The organism is Amycolatopsis albispora (assembly GCF_003312875.1).
Lineage (GTDB): Bacteria > Actinomycetota > Actinomycetes > Mycobacteriales > Pseudonocardiaceae > Amycolatopsis > Amycolatopsis albispora.
Genome location: NZ_CP015163.1, coordinates 8,067,974 through 8,091,553 on the forward strand (window position 1 = coordinate 8,067,974; position 23,580 = coordinate 8,091,553).

2 protein-coding genes are annotated in these 23,580 nt (G+C 72.2%); both read right to left on the bottom strand.

The window, feature by feature from the left end; genetic code table 11:
- Positions 1 to 7: 7 nt before the first annotated feature.
- On the bottom strand, positions 8 to 5,425 hold the full coding sequence (locus tag A4R43_RS38205) for an SDR family NAD(P)-dependent oxidoreductase (protein ID WP_418190780.1): 5,418 nt from the start codon (positions 5,423 to 5,425) through the stop codon (positions 8 to 10).
- Complete coding sequence (locus A4R43_RS44305) at positions 5,308 to 23,574, bottom strand: type I polyketide synthase (RefSeq protein ID WP_236808513.1); 18,267 nt, start codon at positions 23,572 to 23,574, stop codon at positions 5,308 to 5,310. The genes A4R43_RS38205 and A4R43_RS44305 overlap by 118 nt, the downstream gene beginning before the upstream one ends.
- Positions 23,575 to 23,580: the final 6 nt, after the last annotated feature.

A 23,580-nucleotide genomic window follows, 5' to 3' on the forward strand; every position in this document is an offset into this window, starting at 1 on the left:
CCGGTGCTCATGCGGTTTCCACCTTCCTGCCGAGCTTGCCGTCGATGAAGTCGAACAGTTCGTCCGCGCTGGCCGAGCCGAGACCGGGGTCGGTGCCGCCGGCGACCGCCAGCAGTTCGCGCAGCCGATCGGTGACCCGCTCGTCGGACAGGCCGATCAGCGCTTCCTCCAGGCCGGAAAGCCGGTCGAGCACGGCGGAGGCGGGATCGGGTTCCTCGGTGGGCGGCGCGAGTTCGGCCCGCATGTATCCGGCCAGCCCGGCGAGCGTGGGGTGGTCGAACACGAGGGTCGCGGGCAGGCGCAGGCCGGTCGCGGCGGTGAGCCGGTTGCGGAGTTCGACCGCGGTCAGCGAGTCGAAACCGAGTTCCTTGAACGCCTTCTCGGTCGGGATGGTGTCCGGATCGGTGTGCCCGAGCACGGTGGCCACGTGCCCGCGCACCACGTCGATGAGCAGGGCCTGCTGCTCGGCCTCGGGCAGGTCGGCCAGGCGCTGCGCCAGGTCGGCCAGTCCACCGCCCGCCCGTTTGGCCGGTGCCTTCACCAGGTTCTGGAACAACCGCGGCAAGGTACCGGCGGTGGCCTGGTTCCGCAGCGCGGCGGTGTCCATTTTGGCTGGGACCACCACCGCGCGGCCGGTGGTGAGCGCCGCGTCGAACAGGGTGAAGGCGAGGTCGGTGGCGAGCGGGACGATGCCCGCTCGGGCCATCCGGGTGTGGTCGGCGTGGTCGAGGTGCCCGGTCATGCCGGTGGTCTCGGCCCAGTACCCCCAGGCGAGGCTGATCGCGGGCTTGCCCCGCGCCCGGCGGTGTTCGGCGAGCGCGTCGAGAGAGGCGTTCGCCGCGGCGTAGTTGGCTTGGCCCGGCGTGCCGATGGTCGAGGCGATCGAGGAGAACAGCACGAACACGCCGACGTCACCGGCCAGCTCGTGCAGGTTCCACGCGGCGTCGACCTTGGGGCGCCAGACGTTCGCCAGCTGCTCCGGCGTGAGCGCGGTGATCGTGGCGTCATCGAGCACGCCCGCCGCGTGCACCACCGCGGCCAGCGGCCGGGTCACGGTGGCCAGCAACGATTCCAGTGCGCCGCGGTCGGCCGCGTCACAGGCCGCGATGGTCACGTCGGCGCCGAGATCGGCCAGGTCGGCGGCCAGCCCGGTGGCGCCGGTGGCGTCGAGGCCACGACGGGAGGTGAGCAGCAGGTGGCGCACGCCGTGGTTGCGCACCAGGTGCCGGGCGAGGTGCCCGCCGAGCACACCGGTGCCGCCGGTGATCAGCACGGTGCCCGCCGGATCGAACTCAGTGTGTGCCAGGTCGGCGGCCGTGCGCGCGAGCCGGGGTACCAGCGCCTTGCCGTTGCGGATGGCGACCTGCGGCTCGCCCACGGCCGGAACGGCGTCCGGGGCATCGGTGTCCACCAGGGTGAACCGGTCCGGGTGCTCGGTCTGCGCGGACCGCACCAGGCCCCAGACCGCGGCTCCGGCCAGGTCGGTGACGTCCTCGCCGGGCTCGGTGGACACGGCACCGCTGGTCACAAAAGCCAGCCGCCGGTCCTCGGTGATCGCGTCCTGGACCACGCGCAACGCGGTGGTGATGTCGAGGCCGTTGGCGTGCACCACCTCGGCCGAGGTGTCGGCCACGGTTTCCCGCAGGGGCGACCATTCGACGTGGAACAGCATCGAGCGGTGGTTGCCGGACCCGAGCCGCGCCGGGTTGATCCGGCGGGCGGTGAGCGTGTCGATCGAGGCGACCGGGGTGCCGACGCTGTCGGCCAGCGTCACGCGGTAGCTGTCCGCGCCCAGCGGGCTCAGGCGCACGCGGAGCGCGGTGGTGCCCGTGGTGCGCAGGCTCAGTCCGTTCCACGAGAACGGCAGGCTGATGCCGTCACCACCGAGCGACTCGCGGGCGAGCGGATGCAGCGCGGCGTCGAGCAGCGCGGGATGCAGGGCGCAGCGTTCGCCGTCCGCGTGCTGTTCCTCGGGCAGGACCACGTGCGCGTAGATCTCCTCGCCGAGCTTCCACACGCCCCGCAGGCCGCGGAAGGTGGGGCCGTAGCCGTAGCCCTCGTCCTGCAACCGGTCGTAGAACCCGCTCATCTCGACCGGCACCGCGCCCGCCGGTGGCCACGAACCCGTCAGGTCACCGGTCACCTCGGCGGCCTCGGCGCTCAGGGAACCGGTGACGTGCAGGGTCCACGGATCGTCGGGCTCGGCGTCCTCCGGTCGCGAGTGGACGGTCAGCGACCGGCGGTCGTGCTCCAGCGGACCGGCCGAGACCTGCACCCGCAGCGTGCCCCGCTCCGGCAGCACGAGCGGTGCCTGGATCAGCAGTTCCTCGACCTGGCCGCAGCCGGTCCGCTCGGCGGCGAACAACGCCATGTCGACAAAGGCACTTCCCGGCAGCAGGGCGGTGCCGAGCACGGTGTGGTCGGCGAGCCAGGGTTGCGCGTGCGGCGAGAGCCTGCCGGTGAACACCGTGCTGTCGCCGTCGGCGAGTTCGAGGGCACCGCTGAGCAGGGGGTGGTCGGCGGCGTCGACCGCTGAGCCCGGATCGGTGGCGCCCGCCGGGGCGTCGAGCCAGTACCGCTTGCGCTGGAACGGGTACGTCGGCAGGTCCACGCGCTTGGCCGTGCCGGGCGCAAAAACCGTGGCCCAGTCGAGGTCCACGCCGTTGACGTGGGCTTGAGCGGCGGCAGTGAGGAACTGCTTCCAGTCACCATTGTCCCGGCGCAGGGTGCCGGAGACCGTGCTGACGCCGTCCTCCCGGGTTTCGTCGAGCGTCTGCTGGATGCCGATGGTGAGCACCGGGTGCGGGCTGGTCTCCACAAAGGACCGGTGCCCGTCGCGGCGCAGGGCCCGCACGGCGCTGTCCAGCTGCACGGTCTCCCGCAGGTTCCGGTACCAGTAGGCGGCGTCCAGTTCGGTGGTGTCGATCGGCTCGCCGGTGATGGTCGAGTAGAACGGGATGTCCGCGGGCCGCGGTTTGACGTCGGCGAGCATCTCCAGCAGCGCTTCGCGGAGCGTGTCGACATGCGGCGAGTGGGAGGCGTAGTCGACCGCGATCCGGCGCGCGCGGACGCCGTCGGCCTCGTACCCGGCCAGCAGTTCGTCGATGGCCTGCTTCGCGCCGGAGACCACAGTGGACTCCGGCCCGTTGATCGCGGCGATGCCGAGGCGTCCGTCGAGCAGTGCCGGGTGCTCGCGGATCTGGGACGCGGGCAACGGCACCGAGGCCATGCCACCCCGGCCGCTCAGCGCCGAGACGGCCTGGCTGCGCCTGGCCACGATGAGCGCGGCGTCCTCCAGGGTGAGGGCCCCGGCGATGTGCGCGGCGGCGATTTCCCCTTGTGAGTGCCCGATCACCGCGCTCGCCTTCGCGCCGATCGACTGCCACAGGCGGGCCAGCGACACCATCACCGCGAACAACGCGGGCTGCACCACGTCGACCCGTTCCAGCGGCGGCGAACCCGGCGCCCCCTCCAGCACGTCGCGCAGCGACCAGTCCACATGCGGCGCGAGCGCGTCGGTGCAGAGCTGGATCTGCTCGCGGAACACCTCCGACGTGCCGAGCAGCGGAACCGCCATGCGTGCCCACTGCGAACTCTGGCCGGGGAACACAAAAACCGGCTCGCGTGCACCCGCGGCCGGGTTCTGCGCGCCGTGCGGGGTGGTGATCACTCCGGTCGCCGACTCACCGCGGGACAACCGGTCGAGCCCGTGCAGGAAGTCCTCGCGGTGGTCGGCGACCACCACCGCGCGGTGCGCGAAGGTGGACCGGGTGGTGGCGAGCGAGTAGCCGATGGTCGCCGGGTCCGAAGTGGACGACACCACGTGGCGGCGCAGCTGTTGGGCCTGCGCGTGCAACGCGCGTTCACTGCGTGCCGACAGCAACCACGGCACGGGACGCGGGTCGGCGGGTGGTTCCGGCTCTGGCTCGGACTTCGGGGCCTGCTCCAGGATCACGTGGGCGTTGGTGCCGCTGATGCCGAACGACGAGATCCCGGCCCGGCGCGGCGTGTCGCCCTCCGGCCACGGGACCGGCTCGTTCAGCAGCGAGACTGAGCCGGCTGCCCAGTCGATGTGCGGGCTCGGCTGCTCGGCGTGCAGTGTCTTCGGCAGGGTGCCGTGTTGCAGGGCGAGCACCATCTTGATCACCCCGGCTACCCCGGCGGCGGCCTGGGTGTGCCCGATGTTGGACTTGATCGAGCCCAGCCACAGCGGGCTTTCCCGTCTCTCGCCGTAGGTGGCCAGCAGTGCCTGCGCCTCGATCGGGTCGCCGAGCGTGGTGCCGGTGCTGTGCGCTTCCACGGCGTCCACTTCGGATGGTTCCAGTCCCGCGTTCGCGAGTGCCCGCCGGATGACCCGCTCCTGCGACGGCCCGTTGGGCGCGGACAGCTGGCTGCTGGCGCCGTCCTGGTTGACCGCGCTGCCCCGGAGCACCGCCAGCACCGGATGCCCGTGGCGCTGGGCGTCCGACAGCCGTTCCAGCAGGACCAGCCCGGCGCCCTCGGCGAACCCGGTGCCGTCGGCCGCGGCGGAGAACGACTTGCAGCGGCCGTCCGGTGACAGCCCGCGCTGGCGGCTGAACTCGACGAACGTGCTCGGCGTGGCCATCACCGTGACCCCACCGGCCAGCGCGAGCGTGCATTCCGACTGCCGCAGCGCCTGCGCGGCCAGGTGAATCGCGACCAGGGAGGACGAGCACGCGGTGTCGATGGTGACCGCCGGGCCCTCGAAGCCGAAGGTGTAGGACACGCGGCCGGAGGCGATGCTCGGTGCGCTGCCGTTGCCGAGATAACCCTCGAATCCGGCGGGCGCGCGGTGCAGTCGTGACGCGTAGTCGTCGTACATCACGCCCGCGAACACGCCGGTCTGGCTGCCGCGCAGGGAAAGCGGGTCGATCCCGGCGTGCTCCAGGGTTTCCCACGCGGTTTCCAGCAGGAGCCGCTGCTGCGGATCGATGGCGAGCGCCTCACGCGGGCTGATGCCGAAGAAGTCGGCGTCGAAGTGGTCGGCGTCCTCCAGGAAACCGCCCTGGCGGGTGTAGCTGGTGCCGACGCGCTCGGGATCGGGGTCGTACAGGTGCTCGACGTCCCAGCCGCGGTCGGCGGGGAAGCCGGAGATGGCGTCCGTACCGGAGGCGACCAGTTCCCACAGCTCGGCCGGGGAGCGCACGTCGCCGGGGTAGCGGCAACCCATCGCCACGATGGCGATCGGTTCGGTGGCGCGGCCGGAGAGCTCGGCCACGCGTTCGCGGGCCTGGCGGAGTTCGGCCGTCGCGCGCTTGAGGTAGTCCCGCAGCTTGTCTTCGGTCGTCATCTTCTCCCGTTGCCCCTCTGTCCCAGTTCTTCGTCGAGAGCGTCGAAGAGCTCTTCGTCGCTCAGCGAATCGAGATCGGCCGAGGCGCCGTTGCCCGTACCGTTCGTGTTCCACTTGTGCAGCAGTTCCGCCATGCGGGCGAGCAGGCCTGCCTGCCGTTCCGGGTCCATAGTGGACAGATCGGCGGCGAGCCGGTCCAGTTCGTCGGCCGGTGCCAGTTCGGCTCGCAGGAATTCGGCGATCGCACCCGGGGTGGGGTGGTTGAACACCAGGGTGGACGGCAGGCTCAGGCCGGTCTCGGCGGCGAGGCGGTTGCGGAACTCCACCGCGGTCAGCGAGTCGAAACCCATCGCGAGCAGGCCGCGGTCGGCGTCGATACCATCCGTGTCCGCGTGCCCGAGCACTTCGGCGACCGTGGTCGTCACCAGGTCCAGCAGGCGCCTGCGCTGCTCGGCTTCGCTCAACCCGTGCAGTGACGGCGGTTCCGTCGCCGCGCGGCGAACCGGCGTGCGTGCCACACCTCGGTAGAGCGGATGGTCGGCGGTGAAGTCCAGTTTCGCGGCCACCAGCGCCGGGTGCTCGCCGCCGAGTGCGGCGTCGAACAACGCGAGCGCGTCACCGGGCAGCAGCGGCGCGACGCCGAGCTTGGCCAGGCGATGGTGATCCACTGTGGACAGCTCATCGGCCATGCCGCCGCTTTCGGCCCACAATCCCCAGGCCAGCGACACCGCGGGCAGGCCGATCGACTGCCGGTGGCGAGCCAGCTCGTCGAGGTAGGCGTTCGCCGCGGCGTAGGCGGCCTGCCCGGCGCTGCCGAGCGTGCCCGCGACCGAGGAGAACAACACAAACGCGTCCAGGTCGAGGTGCCGGGTCAGCTCGTGCAGGTGCCGCGCGGCGGTCACCTTGGGCCGGGCGACCTTGCGCCACTGTTCCTCGGTGAGCGAGGTCAGCACGGCGTCCTCCAGCACACCGGCGGCGTGGACCACCGCGGTGAGCGGGTGTTCGGCTCCGGCGATCACCCTGGCGAGCGCATCGCGGTCGGCGGTGTCGCAGGCAACCACGCGGGCGTCCGGGCCGAGGTCCGCCGGGACTTCGCCGCCGGTCCGGCTGACCAGCAGCAGGTGCCGGATCCCGTGGTGCCGCACCAGGTGCCGGGCGACGCGGCGGCCGAGCGCGCCGGTTCCGCCGGTGACCAGCACCGTCCCTTCCGGATCGAGCTTGCGTCCGGTGGCGGTCGCCCTGACCAGCCGTGGTGCCAGTACTTCGCCGTCGCGCACGCGGAGTTCGGGTGCGCCGGTCAGCGGGATCGTGTCGGGCTGGTCGGTGTCGACCAGTGAGAACCGGTCGCCGTGCTCGCGCTGAGCGGCGCGGACCAGGCCGTGGACTGCCGCCGTGGTGAGGTCGCCCGCCGGGGTGACCACGGTCAGCCGCCCGCTGTCCTTGGTGAGGTGGTGCTGGAGCGCGGTGGCGACCCGCCAGGTGACCTCGTGTACGTCGGCGCCGCTGGCGTGCAGGACCTCGGTTTCGACGGTGGTGGCCTGGGGCGCCGGAACCCAGTCGACGTGGAACAGGTCGAGCCGCTTCGCCGCGCCGAGGTCCGCGGGCCGGGTTTCCAGCGCGCCGACGGTGATCACCGGCTGTCCGGCGGGGTCGGTGGCGGTCAGCCGGAAGGCGCCGTCGCCCGCCGGGGTCAGCCGGATGCGGAGTGAGCGCGCACCGGTGGCGTGCAGGGCGATGTCCCGCCAGGCGAACGGCACCCGCGTCTCGGCGGTGTCCAGCGCGAGGAGGTGGAAGGCGGAGTCGAGCAGTGCGGGATGAATGCCGTACCCGTCGGTGTCCGCGTCGAGCTGCAATTCGGCGAACCGCTCGTTGTTGTGTTCCCAGACGGTGCCGAGGCATTGGAACGCTGGGCCGTATTCGTACCCGTTCGCGGCGAGCCTGCCGTAGACGTCACCCAGGTCCACTTCGGATGCATCTGCCGGGATGGTCCAGGCCTCCGGGCTGGTGGTCGATTCCCGGAGTGTGCCTTCGGCGTGCTGGGTCCAGACTTCTTCGTCGTCCGGCCGGGAGTGGATGGTGAGCGCGTTGCCGTCCACCGCGACCTGGAGCTGCACGGCACCGGATTCCGGGAGCACGAGCGGTGCCTGGATGGTCAGCTCTGCCAGCTCGGGCAGACCGGCCTGCGCACCGGCGTGCAGGGCGAGTTCGACCAGTGCCGTGCCGGGCAGCAGCACGGTGCCGTCGATGATGTGCTCGGCCAGCCAGGACTTCCGCGTGAGGCGGCCGGTGAACAGCAGGCCCCGGCCACCGGCGAGGGTGACGGCGGCGCCGAGCAGCGGGTGCTCGCTGGCGCCGAGCCCGGCGGCGGTCACGTCACCGGTGCCCTCCGGCAGATCGAGCCAGTAGCGGCGGCGCTGGAAGGCGTAGGTCGGCAGGTCCACCCGCCGTCCGGTGAACAACGCGCACCATTCGACCGGCTTGCCGCGCAGGTGAATTTTCCCCAGCGCGCTGAGGAAAGCGCGTTCCTCGTGCTCGGACCGCGAGGTGGCGAAGAGTTCACCGTCGGGCACGCAGTCCGCGCCCATCGCGGTGAGCGTGTGCTGCGGGCCGATTTCGGCAAACGTGCGCACGCCGAGTTCATGCAGTTTCCGCATGCCGTCGGCAAAGCGCACGGCGTGACGCACGTGGCGCACCCAGTACTCGGGTTCGCGGAGTTCTTCGGCGGCCAGGTCGCCGGTGAGGTTGGAGATCACCGGAATGCTGGGCGCGTGGAAGGTCAACGTCTCCGCGACCCGGCGGAATTCGCCGAGCATGCCGTCCATGTGCGGGGAGTGGAAGGCGTGGCTCACGCGCAGCCGGGTGCTGCGGCGGCCCTGGGCCTTCCAAGCGGCGGCCACGTCGAGCACGGCGTCGCGGTCGCCGCTGATCACGGTCGCGGACGGCCCGTTCAGCGCGGCGATCGACACGTTCCCCCGCAGCGAGGCGAGCACCTCTTCCTCGCTCGCTTCGATGGCGGCCATGCCACCGTCGTCACGCAGGCCCTGCATGAGCCTGCCGCGTGCGGCGACCAGGCGGCAGGCGTCTTCGAGCGAGAACACGCCCGCCACGTGGGCCGCCGCGATCTCGCCGATCGAGTGACCGACCACATAGGACGGAATGACGCCCAGTGACTCGGCGAGCCGGTAGAGCGCCACCTCGAAGGCGAACAACGCGGGCTGGGTGTAGATGGTGCGGTCCAGCTCGTCGCCGGTGAACATGACCGTCTTGAGTGGACGGTCCAGTTCGGCATCGAGGTGCGCACAGCACTCGTCCAGCGCTTCGGCGAACCGCGGGAAGTGCTCGTACAGCTCGCGGCCCATGTCGGGACGCTGGGCGCCCTGGCCGGTGAACAGGAACGCGAGGCCGCCTTCGTCCTTGCCGACGGGTTGGCCGGGATTGTCCAAACCGGACAGTAGTTCGTCACGATCGGCGGCCACCACCACGGTTCCCCGGTCGAGCAGGGGGCGGGTGAGCAGGGAGTGCGCGAGGTCGGCGGTGGTCAGGCCCGGGTTGGCGCGCACGTGCTCGGCCAGTCGCGCGGCCTGGTCCCGTACCGCCGCGTCGGACTTGGCGGACAGGATGAACGGCAGCGGCCCCTGGTGCTCGGTGGGCGGCTGTTCCGGGGTTCGCGGTGCCTGTTCGAGAATGACGTGTGCGTTCGTGCCGCTGATGCCGAACGAGGACACCCCGGCGCGGCGCGGCCGATCGCGGTCCCACTCGACTGGCTCGGTCAGCAGCTCGACGGCGCCCGCCGACCAGTCCACATGCGGTGAAGGCGCGTCGACGTGCAGTGACTTCGGCAGCACCCCGTGCCGCATGGCCTGGACCATCTTGATGATCCCGGCGATCCCGGCGGCGGCCTGGGTGTGGCCGATGTTGGACTTGATCGAGCCGAGGTGCAGCGGGCTCTCCCGCTCCTCGCCGTAGGTGGCGAGCAGCGCCTGCGCCTCGATCGGGTCGCCGAGCGTGGTGCCGGTGCCGTGTGCTTCGACCGCGTCCACTTCGGACGGTTCCAGGCCCGCGTTCGCCAGTGCCTGCCGGATCACGCGTTCCTGCGACGGGCCGTTGGGCGCGGTGAGGCCGTTGCTCGTGCCGTCCTGGTTGACCGCACTGCCGCGGAGCACACCGAGCACCTGGTGGCCGTTGCGTTCGGCGTCGGAGAGGCGTTCCAGCAGGATCAGCCCGGCGCCCTCGCTCCAGGCGGCGCCGTTCGCACCCGCGGCGAACGACTTGCAGCGGCCGTCGGGAGAAAGCCCGCGCTGACGGCTGAACTCGATGAACACCGCCGGGGTGGCCATCACGGTCACGCCGCCGGCCAGCGCCAGCGAGCATTCGCCGTTGCGCAGCGCCTGCGCGGCCAGGTGCACGGCGACCAGCGACGACGAGCACGCGGTGTCGACGGTGACCGCCGGTCCTTCGAGGCCGAAGGTGTAGGCGACCCGACCGGACGCCACGCTGCCCGCGCTGCCGCTGACCAGATAACCCTCGACGTCCTTCGGCGGGTTCTTCAGCAGCCGCGAGGCGTAGTCGTCGTACATGATCCCGGCGAACACGCCGGTGTCGCTGCCGCGCAGGGTGGCCGGGTCGATCCCGGCGCGCTCGAAGGCCTCCCACGCGGTTTCGAGCAGGAGCCGCTGCTGCGGGTCGGTGGCCGAGGCCTCGCGGGGGCTGATGCCGAAGAACTCGGGGTCGAACTCGTCGGCGTCGTGCAGGAACCCGCCGTGGCGCACGTACGAGGTGCCCTGCGCTTCGGGATCGGGGTGGTACAGCCGATCCAGCTCCCAGCCGCGGTTGACCGGGAACTCGGAGATGGCGTCGGTGCCGGACTCGACCAGCCGCCACAGGTCCTCCGGCGACCGCACACCGCCGGGGAACCGGCAGCTCATCGCGACGATGGCGATCGGCTCGTTGCCGGCGGTGGTTGCCTTGGCTTTCGTTGTCGCCGTGGTGCGCGTGCCGCCGAGGCGGTCGCGGAGGAAGGCGGCGACGGCTCGCGGGGTCGGATGGTCGAACACCAGGGTCGCGGGCAGGCGGGCGCTCGCCGCTTCGCTGAGCCGGTTGCGCAGTTCGACCGAGGTGAGCGAGTCGAAGCCGAGGTCCTTGAACGCGCGTTCGGCCGGGACCTGCTGGGCGCCGGTGTGCCCGAGCACGGCGGCCGCGTGCGTGCGGACCAGCTCGGTGAGCAGCTGGAGCTGCTCGGCGGGATCGGCGGCGGCCAGGCGCTGGGCGAGTCCGGTGGTGACCCGGCGAGCCGGGGCGCGGACCAGCCCGGCGAACAGCGGCGGCAGCGTGCCGTCGGCGGCCCGGCCGCGCAGGGCGGCGAGATCGAGGTGCGCGGGCACCCGCACGCCGTGCCGGACCGCGTCGAACAGGGCCAGGCCCTCGGTGGTGTCCATCGGCGCGAAGCCGCTTTGCGCGAGGCGGTGGCGATCGGCCTCGGTGAGGTGCCCGGTCATGCCGGTCTCCTCGGCCCAGTAACCCCAGGCCAGGCTGGTGCCGGGCAGGCCGAGGTCCTGGCGGTGGGTGGCGAGCGCGTCGAGAAAGGCGTTGGCGGCGGCGTATCCGGCCTGCCCGGCGGTGCCCGCGGTACCGGCCACCGAGGAGAACAGGATGAACGCCGACAGCTCGCGGTCCTGGGTCAGTTCGTGCAGGTGCCAGGCCGCGTCCACCTTGGGCGGCAACACCGTGAGCAGGTGCTCCGAAGAGAGAGCGGTGATCACGGAGTCGTCGAGCGCGCCCGCCGCGTGGATCACGGCGGTCAGGCCGGGCAGGCGGTCGAGCAGGGCGGCGAGTGCTTCGCGGTCGGCGGCGTCGCAGCGCACGATGTCAACATCTGCACCGAGTGCGGTCAGTGCGGACCTGAGGTCGGCGGCTCCCGGCGCGTCCATGCCGCGGCGGCTGGTCAGCACCAGGTGACGGACGCCGTGCGCGGTGGCCAGGTGGCGCGCGAGCCTGCTGCCGAGCACGCCGGTGCCGCCGGTGATCAACACGGAGTCGCCGAGTTCGGGGCGTTCCGGCTCCGCCTTGGCCAGGCGCGGCGCGTAGGCGGTGTCCCCGCGCACGACCAACTGGGGCTCGCCGGACGCGAGCGCGGTTTCGAGCGCGTCCCGCGTGGCGTCCCGCACGTCGGCGAGCGCAAAGCGGCCGGGGTGCTCGGTCTGTGCCGAGCGGACCAGGCCCCAGGCCGCCGCGCCCGCCAGGTCCTCGATGGGCTCGCCGGGCAGCGCGACCGCGCCGTGGGTGAGCACGAGCAGCTTGGCCGTGTGGTCCCCGGCCAGCCATTCCTGCAGCTTCGCGAGCACGCGGGCGATGAGGTCGTGCGTGTTCGACGGCACGCCCTGCTCACCCGGCAGGCAGTCGAAGACCTCGTACTCGGGTGCCGGTTCGGTGCCGGGTTCGAGCCGCGTCCACTCCAGCGCGTACAGCTCGCGCTCGGCACCGGCCCGGAGGCGGCTCGCGTCGATCGGCCTGGTGGTGAGCGCGTCGATGGTGACGACCGGGGCGCCCTCGGGGGTCGAGGCGCGCAGGGTGAAGGTGTCCTGCTCGCGGGTCACGTGCACGCGCAGCGTCGTCGCGCCGGTGGTGAACCGGGACACGCCCGACCACGAGAACGGGAGCATGACCTGCCCCGCGCCCGCTGTCTCGGCGGCGGCCAGCGCGACGGTGTGCAGGGCGGCGTCGAGCAGGGCCGGATGGAGGCCAAACGTTTGCGCCTGGACTCCTTCGGGCAGGCGTACCTCGGCGAACAGCTCGTTCTCACCCCGCCAGGCGGCGACCACGCCCTGGAAGGCGGGGCCGTAGTCGTAACCACGCAACGCGAGCTTCTCGTACAACTCGGCGGGCTCGATCGGCTCAACGTGCTCCGGCGGCCAGCCCGGCAGCTCTGTGGCCCCGGTAGATCCTGCAGACCCTGCTGCCTCTGCGGCCGCTGGTTCCGCGCTGGTGAGCAGGCCCGTGGCGTGCTGGACCCACGGTTCACCGTCGGCCCGGGAGTGGATTTCCACTGGCCGGTCGCCCTGGTCGGGTTCACCGACGGTGACCTGGAGCTGGCGCGTGCCCTCGTCCGTGAGCACCAGCGGCGCGTGCAACGTCAGCTCCGCGAGCCGCTCGCACCCGGCGAGCCTGCCCGCCTCCAGCGCGAGTTCGGCGAACGCGGCACCCGGCAGGAGCACGGTGTCGAACACACGGTGGTCCGCGAGCCACGGCAGCACCCGCAGGTTCGGCCGCCCGGTGAGCACCAGGCGGTCGCCGCCGGCGAGTTCCATGGTCGCGCCGAGCAGCGGGTGCCCGGTCGCGTCGAGCCCGGCCGCGGTCACGTCGCCGGTGCGCTCTGGGGCGTCCAGCCAGAACCGCTGCCGCTGGAAGGCGTAGGTCGGCAGCTCGGCGGGCCGGATGCCGTCGAACCCCCAGCGCACGGCGGTGCCGCGGACGTGGACCCGCGCCGCCGAGTCGAGGAACCGCGCCCAGCCTTCGTCGCGGCGGAGCGACCCGGTCACCACGGCGTCGGTCGCTTCCAGCGTGTCCTGCAGGCCGACGGTCAGCACCGGGTGCGCGCTCGTTTCGACGAACACGCGGTGCCCGTCGGCGGCCAGCGCGCGGGTGACCGGTTCGAACAGCACGGTCTGCCGCAGGTTGCGGTACCAGTAGGCGGCGTCCAGCCCGGCGGTGTCGATCGGCTCGCCGGTGACCGTCGAATAGAAGGCGAGGTCCGAGGTGCGGGGCGTGATCGGCGCGAGGCCGGCGAGGACCTGCTCGCGGATCGCCTCGACGTGCGCCGAATGCGACGCGTAGTCCACCGGGATGCGGCGAATGCGGAGATCACTGCTCTCGCAGTCGGCGAGCAGCTGGTCGAGCGCGGTCACGTCCCCGGAGACCACGGTGGACGACGGGCCGTTGACCGCGGCGATGCCGAGTCCGTCGCGGCCCGTCAGCAGCGCTTCGGTGGCGTCGGCCGCCAGCGGCACCGAGACCATGCCGCCGAGCCCGGCGATCTCCCGGATCGCCCGGCTCCGGAGCGCGACCACGCGGGCCGAGTCCTCCAGCGAGAGCGCCCCGGCCACATACGCGGCGGCGATCTCGCCCTGCGAATGCCCGGCGACGGCATCCGGTTCGACGCCCATCGACCGCCACAACGCGGCCAGCGAGATCATCACCGCCCAGAGCGCGGGCTGCACCACGTCCACGCGGTCCAGGCCCGCGCCACGCAACGCGTCGGTGAGCGACCAGTCGATATGGGGTGCGAGCGCGTCGGCGCAAAGCCGCATTTGCCCGCTGAAGACGGTCGAGGTGTCGAGCAGGTCGAGCGCCATGCCCGCCCACTGCGAACCCTGGCCGGGGAACACGAACACGGTTTTGCCGGGAGCCGCCGCCGAGCCCACGGCCGCGTTCGAGGCGGGTTCGCCCGCCACGATCGAGTCCAGGCCGAGCAGGAAGTCTTCGCGATCCGCGGCGAGCACGACCGCGCGATGCGGCAGCACGGCACGCCGGGCCAGCGCCGCGCCGATGCCGCCGAGGTCCGGTTCGGGCAGGCCTGCCACGTGCGCGCGCAACTGCCGGGCCTGCTCGCGCAGCGACTGCTCGCTGACCGCCGACACCGCCCACGGCACGACGCCCGCGGGCTCCGGCGCGGGTTCGTCGCCGGGCGGGGCCTGCTCCAGGATCACGTGCGCGTTCGTGCCGCTGATGCCGAATGCGGACACCCCGGCGCGGCGCGGCCGGTCGCGGTCCCATTCGACCGGCTCGGTCAGCAGCTCGACGGCGCCCGCCGACCAGTCCACATGCGGCGAGGGCTGGTCGACGTGCAGCGATTTCGGCAGCACCCCGTGCCGCATGGCCTGCACCATCTTGATCACCCCGGCGACCCCGGCCGCGGCCTGCGTGTGCCCGAGGTTCGACTTGACCGAGCCGAGGTAGAGCGGGCGGTCCTGACGGTGTTGTCCGTAGGTGGCGAGCAGCGCCTGCGCCTCGATCGGGTCGCCGAGCGTGGTGCCGGTGCCGTGCGCCTCGACCGCGTCCACTTCGGACGGTTCCAGGCCCGCGTTCGCCAGCGCCTGCCGGATCACGCGCTGCTGGGACGGGCCGTTCGGCGAGGTCAGGCCGTTCGACGCACCGTCGGAGTTGATCGCCGAGCCCCGCAGCACACCGAGGATCCGGCGGCCGTTGCGCCGGGCGTCGGAGAGCCGTTCGAGCAGGACCAGGCCGACGCCCTCGGACCAGCCGGTGCCGTCGGCGGCCGCGGCGAACGGCTTGCAGCGGCCGTCGGGGGACAGTCCGCGCTGACGGCTGAACTCGACGAACACGTTCGGCGTCGCCATCACGGTCACGCCGCCCGCCAGCGCCAGCGAGCATTCACCCTGGCGGAGGGCCTGGCTCGCCAGGTGCATCGCGACGAGTGACGAGGAGCAGGCGGTGTCGAGGGTGACGGCCGGACCCTCCAACCCGAACGTGTAGGCGATCCGGCCGGACGCCACGCTGGTGGTGTTGCCGGTGAGCAGGTGACCCTCGTAGCCGTCGGGCGCGCTGCCCAGGCGGGTGCCGTAGTCGTCGTACATGACGCCGGCGAACACGCCGGTGTCACTGCCGCGCAGGGCGTCGGGGGTGACCCCGGCGCGTTCGAACGCCTCCCACGCGGTCTCGAGCAGGAGCCGCTGCTGCGGGTCGGTGGCGGTCGCCTCGCGGGGACTGATGCCGAAGAACTCGGCGTCGAAGTCGGCGGCTTCGTAGAGGAACCCGCCGTGCTTGGCGTATGACGTGCCGCCGTGCTCGGGGTCGGGGTGGTAGAGGCGGTCGAGGTCCCAGCCGCGGTCGCCGGGGAACTCGGCGATGGCGTCGGCGCCGGTCTCGACCAGGCGCCACAGGTCCTCCGGAGTGCGCACGCCGCCGGGGTAGCGGCAGGCCATCGCGACGATGGCGATCGGCTCACCGGCGTCCGCGCGGGCTGCTTCGACCGTGGCCGCGGGTGCGTTGCCGCCGAGTTCGGCCTGCAGGAAGCCGGCCAGCGCCGCCGGGCTCGGGTGGTCGAACACCAGCGTGGTCGGCAGCCGGAGCCCGGTCGCGGTGTTGAGCCGGTTGCGCAGCTCGACCGCGGTGAGCGAGTCGAACCCGAGCTCCTTGAACGCACGCGTGTGCTCGATGGTGGCGTTCGCGTCGAGCCCGAGCACCACGGCGACCTGCGCGCGGACCAACTCGGCGATGGTGCGGCCGCGCTCGGCGGGCGAGAGCGCGAGCATGCGCCGCGCCCAGGAGGCGGCGGTTTCCGGCTGTGCCTCGACGCGACGGCGGGCTGGTCGGCGCAGGCCGTGGAACAGGGGCGGGAGGGCGCCGGAGCTGAGGTCGAGTTTTGCGGGGAGAAGCGCGGGACGGTCGTCGGCCAGCGCGGCGTCCAGCAGCGCCAGGCCCTGGTCGGTGGGCAGGGGCGCGATGCCGGTGCGGGCCATCCTGGCGCGGTCGCCCGCGCTCATCGCGCTGGTCAGGCCGCTGGTCTGGGCCCACAGCCCCCACGCGAGGCTGGTCGCGGGCAGGCCATGGGCGTGGCGGTGGTGGGCGAGGCCGTCGAGGAAGGCGTTCGCGGCGGCGTAGTTCGCCTGGCCGGGGCTGCCGATGGTGGCGGTGACCGAGGAGAACAGCACAAAGGCGGCGAGGTCGCGGTCGCGGGTGAGTTCATGCAGGTGACGGGCGGCGTCGACCTTGGGCCGGAGCACCTGTGACAACTGCTCCGAATCGAGAGCAGTGATCACGGAGTCTGTCAGGACTCCGGCCGCGTGGATGACCGAGGTCAGGTCCGGGATGTCGTCCAGCACCGATTTCAGCGCGTCTCGGTCCGCCGCGTCGCACGCGACGATGCGCACGTCGGCTCCGGCCGCGCGGAGTTCGTCGTGCAGCTCGGGCGCGTGCCCGCGGCGGCTGGTCAGCACCAGGCTCCGCACCCCGTGCCGGTGCACGAGATGACGGGCGACCAATGCCCCCAGCACGCCGGTGCCGCCGGTGATCAACACCGTGCCCGCCGGGTCGAGGGGTCCGGTGGCCTCGGCCGTGACCCGCGCGAGCCGCGGGACGAGCACCCGACCCTCGCGCACGGCCACCTGGGGCTCGCCATCGAGCACCACGGGCGCCGAGCCGTCGGTGTCCACCAGCAGGAACCGGCCGGGGTGCTCGGTCTGCGCGGACCGGACCAGACCCCAGACCGCGGCGGCCCCGAGGTCGTCGACACCCTCGCCGGGCGCGGTCGAGACCGCGTGCTTGGTCACGACCACGAGCGGCTCGCCGATGTCCTGCGACAGGTGCGCCTGGACCGCGTCGAGGGCTGCGGCGGTCACCGCGTGCACATCGTCTCCGCCGAAGGTGACCACCTGGGCGGGTGCGCTGGTCTCGCCGGACGCGGCGGTCCAGTTCACCTGATAGAGCGAATCGAGAGGGGTGGCACTCGCGCTGGCGAGCAGCTCGGCTGGCATCGGCCGCAGCAGCAGGGAGCCGACCGACGCCACTGGCAATCCCGAGGAGTCCGCCAGCGCGAGCGCCACCCGGTCCGCGCCGTGGGGGGCGACGCGGACGCGCAGCGCGGCGGCACCCGCCGCGCTGAGCCGGACGCCGTCCCAGGAGAACGGCAGCGGGATGTCGCCGTCACCCCCGGACAGCGGGACCAAGCCGACCACCGCGTGCAACGCGGCGTCGAGCAGGGCCGGGTGGAGGCCGAAGTCCGCGGCGCCCTCGGGCTCGGGCAGCCGCACCTCGGCGTAGATCTCGGTGCCGAGCCGCCACGCCGACCGCAGGCCGCGGAAGGCCGGGCCGTAGTCGTAACCGCGCTCGGCGAGCCGGTCGTAGATGTCGCCGAGATCGACCGGCTCGGCACCGGCGGGCGGCCACGGCCCGTCCAGCGGCGCGCTCTCGGCGGGTTCGCTGCCGAGCACGCCGGTCGCGTGCAGGGTCCACGCGTCGCCGGTGCGCGAGTGGATCCGGACCTCTTCGCCGTCGGCCACCACCTGGATCCGGATGCCGTCTTCTGCGGGCAAAAGCAGGGGCGCGTGCAGGGTGAGTTCGCGCAGGGAGGGGTATCCGGCCTGGTCAGCGGCCTGCATGGCGAGTTCGACGAAGGCGGTGCCCGGCAGCATGACCACTCCGCGCACGGCGTGGTCGGCCAGCCACGGGTGCGTGCGCAGCGACAGCCTGCCGGTCAGTACGAGCCGGTTCTCCCCGGCGACGGCGACCGCGGCGCCGAGCAACGGGTGCCCGGCGGCGTCCAGCCCGGAGGCGGCCGGGTCGCCGGTCGGCGCGGGGACGTCCAGCCAGTACCGCTGCCGCTGGAAGGCGTAGGTCGGCAGCTCGACCGCGCGGGTGCCGGGCGGGAACAGCGAGGCCCAGTCGATCCGCGTGCCCTCGGTGTGCAGGCGCGCGGCCGAGGTGAGGAAGCGGTCCCAGCCACCGTCGTCGCGGCGCAGGGTGCCGGTGATTGTGGCCGCGTCGTCCAGCGTTTCGCCGACGCCGTTGGTGAGCACCGGGTGCGCGCTGGCCTCGACGAACACGGTGTGCCCGGCGGCCGCGAGCGCGCGGGTGGCCTGCTCGAACAGCACGGGCTGGCGCAGGTTGCGGTACCAGTAGGCGGTGTCCAGCTCGGTGGTGTCGAGGCGGTCGCCGGTGACCGTCGAGTAGAAGTCGACGTCGGCGGCGCGCGGGGTGATGCCGGCGAGCGCGTCGAGCAGTTGTTCGCGGATGGCCTCGACGTGCGGGGTGTGCGACGCGTAGTCCACTGGGATGCGGCGCACGCGCTCGTCGGCGAGCAGTTCACCGAGGGCGGCGGGCTCGCCGGCGACGACGGTCGAAGAGGGTCCGTTGATCGCGGCGATGTGGATGCGGCCGGGCCAGCGGGTGAGCAGGTTTTGGGTGTTGGCCGCGGGCAGGGGCACGGAGACCATGCCGCCGGTGCCCGCGAGCACGACGATCGCCTTGCTGCGGAGCGCGACGATGCGCGCGGAGTCTTCGAGGGAGAGCGCCCCGGCGACGTAGGCGGCGGCGATCTCGCCTTGTGAGTGGCCGATCACCGCGTCGGGGTGGACGCCGAGGGAGCGCCACAGGGCGGCCAGGGAGACCATCACCGCCCAGAGCGCGGGCTGCACCACGTCGACGCGGTCGAGTCCTTCGCCGCGGAGTGCGTCGAGGAGCGACCAGTCGGTGTGGGGCGCGAGGGCGTCGGCGCAGGCGAGGAGCTGCTCGCGAAACACCGGCGCGGCGTCGAGCAGGTCGAGCCCCATGCCCGCCCACTGGGAGCCCTGGCCGGGGAACACGAACACGGTACGACCGGCCGCCCGCGCAACCCCTAGCACCGCTAGCCCACCATCACTCCCACTAGCTAGCACCGCTAGCTCCCCCCGCAGCTCTTCCTCAGAACCACCGAACACGACGGCCCGGTGCTCGAAGGATGGCCGCGTGGTCGCCAGGGAGAAGCCGATCTCCGCAGGCGTGCCGGGGTGTTCGAGCAGCCGCGCGGCCTGCCCCCGCAACGCCTCCCCACTCTTAGCCGACAGCAACCATGGAATAGGCCCGCGCATCGGAACCCCCAAGCCCGGCGGCACAGTCCCGCCAGACGTGCCCCCCAAGCCACCCGAGGCCACGACCCCAACCGGGCCGGATCCAGCACCCAAGCCACCCGAGGCCACGACCCCAACCGGGCCGGATCCCGCACCCGAGGCGCACGTGGCCGCGCCCTCAGTCGAGCCACCCGAACCGACCGCGGTATCGGCACCAGGTGTGGCAGCCGAGCCACCCGCGACGGCGACACCACCCGAGCCACCCGAGCCGGGCGTGGCTCCCGAACCGACCGCAGCACCGGCACCAGCCGAGGCAGCCGAGCCACCCGAGGCAGGCGAGGCGGCTGCGGCGGCCGGAGCAGGCAGAGCAGTCGAGGTGGGCAGGGCAGTCGAGCCGGGCAGGTCGGGCGAGGCGGACGGGGCTGCGACAGGAGCGGCAGCCGGGGCAGGCGGAGTGGGCGTGGCAGTGGCGTCCGGCGAGGCGGGCGGAGTGGTCAACTCAGCCGAGGCGGGCGGAGCAGTCGATGCGGGCGGAGCAGCAGAGTCGGCTGGAGGGGGTGCGGCAGGCGGGGCGGGTGTCGGCTCGGGGGCCTCCTCCAGTACCAGGTGCGCGTTCGTCCCGCTGATGCCGAATGACGACACCCCAGCGCGTAGCGGCCGGTCATCCCGCCGCCACCTGACTGGCTCGGTCACCAGTGCGACCGCGCCCGCCGACCAGTTCACGTGCGGTGAAGGCGCGTCCACGTGCAGGGTCTTCGGCAGCACGCCGTACCGCATGGCCTGCACCATCTTGATCACGCCGCCGACGCCCGCCGCCGCCTGGGTGTGGCCGACGTTCGACTTGAAAGAGCCGAGCAGCAGCGGCCGCTCGCGGTCCTGGCCATAAGTCGCCAGCAGTGCGTCGGCTTCGATCGGGTCGCCTAGTGCGGTGCCCGTGCCGTGGGCCTCCACGGCGTCCACTTCGGACGGTTCCAAACCCGCCATGGCCAGTGCCGCCCGGATGACGCGTTCCTGCGAAGGGCCGTTCGGCGCGGTGAGACCGTTCGACGCGCCGTCCTGGTTGATCGCCGAGCCACGGATGACCGCCAGCACCGGGTGTCCGTTGCGCCGCGCGTCGGAGAGCCGCTCGAGCAGCACCATGCCGACGCCCTCGGCCCAGCCGGTGCCGTCCGCGGCCGCGGCGAAAGCCTTGCACCGGCCATCGGCCGACAGCCCGCGCTGGCGGCTGAACTCGACGAACATGCCCGGCGACGCCATCACCGTCGCCCCGCCCGCCAGCGCCAGCGAGCATTCCCCGTGCCGCAGCGCCTGCGCGGCCAGGTGCAACGCCACCAGCGACGACGAGCACGCCGTGTCCACGGTGACCGCCGGGCCGCCGAAGCCGAACGTGTAGGCGATGCGGCCGGACGCCACGCTGGTGGTGTTGCCGGTGAGCAGATAACCGCCGCCCTCGGTGCCTTCGTGCAGCCGCGGGCCGTAGTCCTGCGACATCGCGCCGACAAACACGCCGGTGCCGCTGCCGTGCAGGGACGCCGGATCGATGCCCGCGCGCTCCATCGCCTCCCACGACGTTTCCAGCAGCAGCCGTTGCTGCGGATCCATCGCCGCCGCCTCGCGGGCGTTGATGCCGAAGAACGCCGGGTCGAAGGCGTCGGCGTCGTGCAGGAAGCCGCCGTGCCGCGTGTAGGTGCGGCCCGGCTGGTCGGGGTCGGGATCGTAGAGGCCGTCGAGGTCCCAGCCGCGGTTGCCGGGGAACTCGGTGATCGCGTCCACGCCGTCGGCCACCAGCCGCCACAGTTCGTCGGGTGTGGTGATGCCACCCGGGTAGCGGCAGCCCATCGCAACGATGGCGATCGGCTCGTCGGAAACCGCCGAAACCGCCGAAGCAGCAACGGTTTCGGGGGCATCGAGCAGTTGGCCACGCAGGTGCCGCGCGAGCGCGGCCGCGGTGGGGTGGTGGTAGATCAGCGCGCCGGGCAGGTTCAGCCCGGTGGCGGCGCTGAGCTGGTCACGCAGCTCGACGGCGGTCAGCGAGTCGAAGCCGAGTTCCTTGAAGGTGTGCCCGATCTCCACCGCGTCCGCGCTGCGGTGCCCGAGCACCGCGGCGACCGAAGTGCGGACGAGGTCGAGCAGCACGGCTTCCTGCTCGGTTTCGCCCAAGCCGCGCAGGCGGTCCGCCCACGGCGAGGTTTCCGCCTTGAGCCGGGTGGTTTCGCCGAACCAGTGGCGTTCCCGCTGGAAAGCGTAGGTGGGCAGGGCGATCCGACGGGCGTCGCCGAAAGCCTGTGACCAGTCGACCGAAGCACCCGAAATGTGTGCCGACGCGAGCGCGCCGAGAAAGGTGCGTTCCTCGTCGCGGCCCTCTCGCAGCATGGACGCCATCGTGATGCGGGAATCGGTGTCGCGTGCCATTCCGGAGAGTACGGGATCCGGCCCCAGTTCGACAAAATTGGTCACTCCGGCGTCGGCGAGGAAGCGCACGCCGTCGGCGAACCGCACGGCATGCCGGATGTGGTCGGCCCAGTAGCCGGGTGAGCACAATTGCTCGGCGGTGGCGAGCGAGCCGGTGAGGTTCGAGACGATCGGAACTGCGGGCGGCGCGAAGTTCAGGCCTCCGGTGATTTCGCGGAATTCGGACAGGATCGGTTCCATGTGCGGCGAGTGGAAAGCGTGGCTCACCCGCAACTGCTTCGCCTTGCGGCCTTCGGCCTTCCAGGCGCGTGCCAATTCGAGAACGACGTCGTGGTCGCCGGAAACGACCACGGAATCGGGACCGTTGACCGCCGCGATGTCCACGCCGTCGGTGAGCAGCGCGCGGACCTCGGCTTCGGTGCCCTTGAACGAAACCATGGCGCCCCGGGTGGTCACCGACTGCATCAGCCTGCCGCGCGCGGCAACCAGCGAGCACGCACCTGGCAGCGTGAGCACCCCGGCGACGTGCGCCGCGGCGAGTTCACCGATCGAATGGCCCAGCAGCAGGTCCGGCCGCAGGCCCCACGATTCGGCGAGCCGGAACAAGGCGACACCGAGCGTGAACAGCGCGGGCTGTGTGTACCGCGTCTGCCCGAGCGCCTCGGGATCGGAGAACATGATCTCGCGCAGCGGCCGGTCCAGGTGATGGTCGAAATGCGCGCAGATCTCGTCAAAAGCCGTCGCGAAAACGGGATAACGCTCATACAGTTCACGCCCGGCGCCCGCACGCTGGCTACCCTGGCCGGGGAAAAGGAAGGCGACCTTCGCCTGTTCCGTCACGCCCGGTCGCAGCACCGTCAAATTCTCGCGCAATTCCTCGATCGACGACGCAAGCACCACGGCCCGGTGCTCAAGCTGAGCGCGGGTATTCGCCAAAGAGAAACCGAGATCACCAAGATGCTGATCGGTGACGAATTCGGCGAGCCGATCCGCCTGCGCGCGCAAGGCCGCAGCGGTTTTCGCCGACAGCAACATCGGGACCACACCGGGCTCAGGTGACGCGGTGACCACACGTTCCGGTCCTTCGGTGAGCACCAGGTGGCAGTTCGTGCCGCCCATGCCGAACGAACTCACCCCGGCGACGCGCGGCGCCGTCCACTCCTCGAGTTCCTGTTGCACCTCAAGGTGTTCGAAGTCGATCGCCGGGTTCGGTGTGGTGAAGTTCAGGCTGGGCGGCAGCGCTCGGTGGTGGATGCTCAGCGCGACCTTCAGCAGTCCGACGATGCCCGCCGCGCCCTCCAGGTGCCCGACGTTCGTTTTGGCTGAACCGACACGCACCCGGTGTGAACCGAACGCGGCGGTCAGCGCCCGCGCCTCGATCGGGTCACCGACCCGCGTCCCCGTGCCGTGAAGCTCCACATAGGACGGAAGCAAACCGGTATCAGCGTATGCCTTGCGCAGCAACGACTCCTGCGCGGCGGCATTCGGCACGGTCAGCCCGTCGGTGGCACCGTCGTTGTTGACCGCGCCACCGCGGATGACCGCGTAGATCGGATCACCGTCCGCGAGCGCGCCGGCCAGCGGCTTCAGCACCACGAGCCCCCCACCCTCACCGCGCACGTAACCGTCCGCTTCGGCGTCGAACGTGCGGGCGCGGCCGGTCGGTGACAGCCCGCCGAACCGCGCTGCGGTCAGCGTGCTTTCCGGTGCCAGGTTAAGGTTCACCCCGCCGGCGAGCGCGAGCGAGGACTCGCCGTTGCGCAGGCTTTCACACGCCAGGTGCACGGCCACCAGCGAGGACGACTGGGCCGCGTCGACCGCCACCGACGGCCCGCGCAGGCCCAGCGTGTACGACACGCGGTTCGCGATGATGCCGCGGTTGGTGCCGGTGATGGTGTGCTGGTTGATCAGGCCCGCGCGCTGCATGAGCGTGGCGTAGTCGCTGCCGATGGAGCCGACGAACACGCTCGCGTCCGCGCCGCGCAGCGTGTCCGGCACGATGCCCGCGTCCTCCAGTGCTTCCCACGCCAGTTCCAGCACCAGCCGCTGCTGCGGGTCCATGATCGCCGCTTCGCGCGGGGAGATGCCGAAGAACGCGGCGTCGAAATCGCCTACGCGGTCGAGGAAACCGCCGCGGCCGGCGCCCGGCGGGACGGGGGTGTCGCTGTCCCATCGGTCGGCGGGCAGGGTGGTGATCGCGTTCACCCCGTCCCGCAGCAGCGCCCAGAAGCGCCGGGGATCGGGGGCCTGCGGCAGGCGGCAGGAAAGTCCGACGATCGCGATCTCGTTCACGGACGC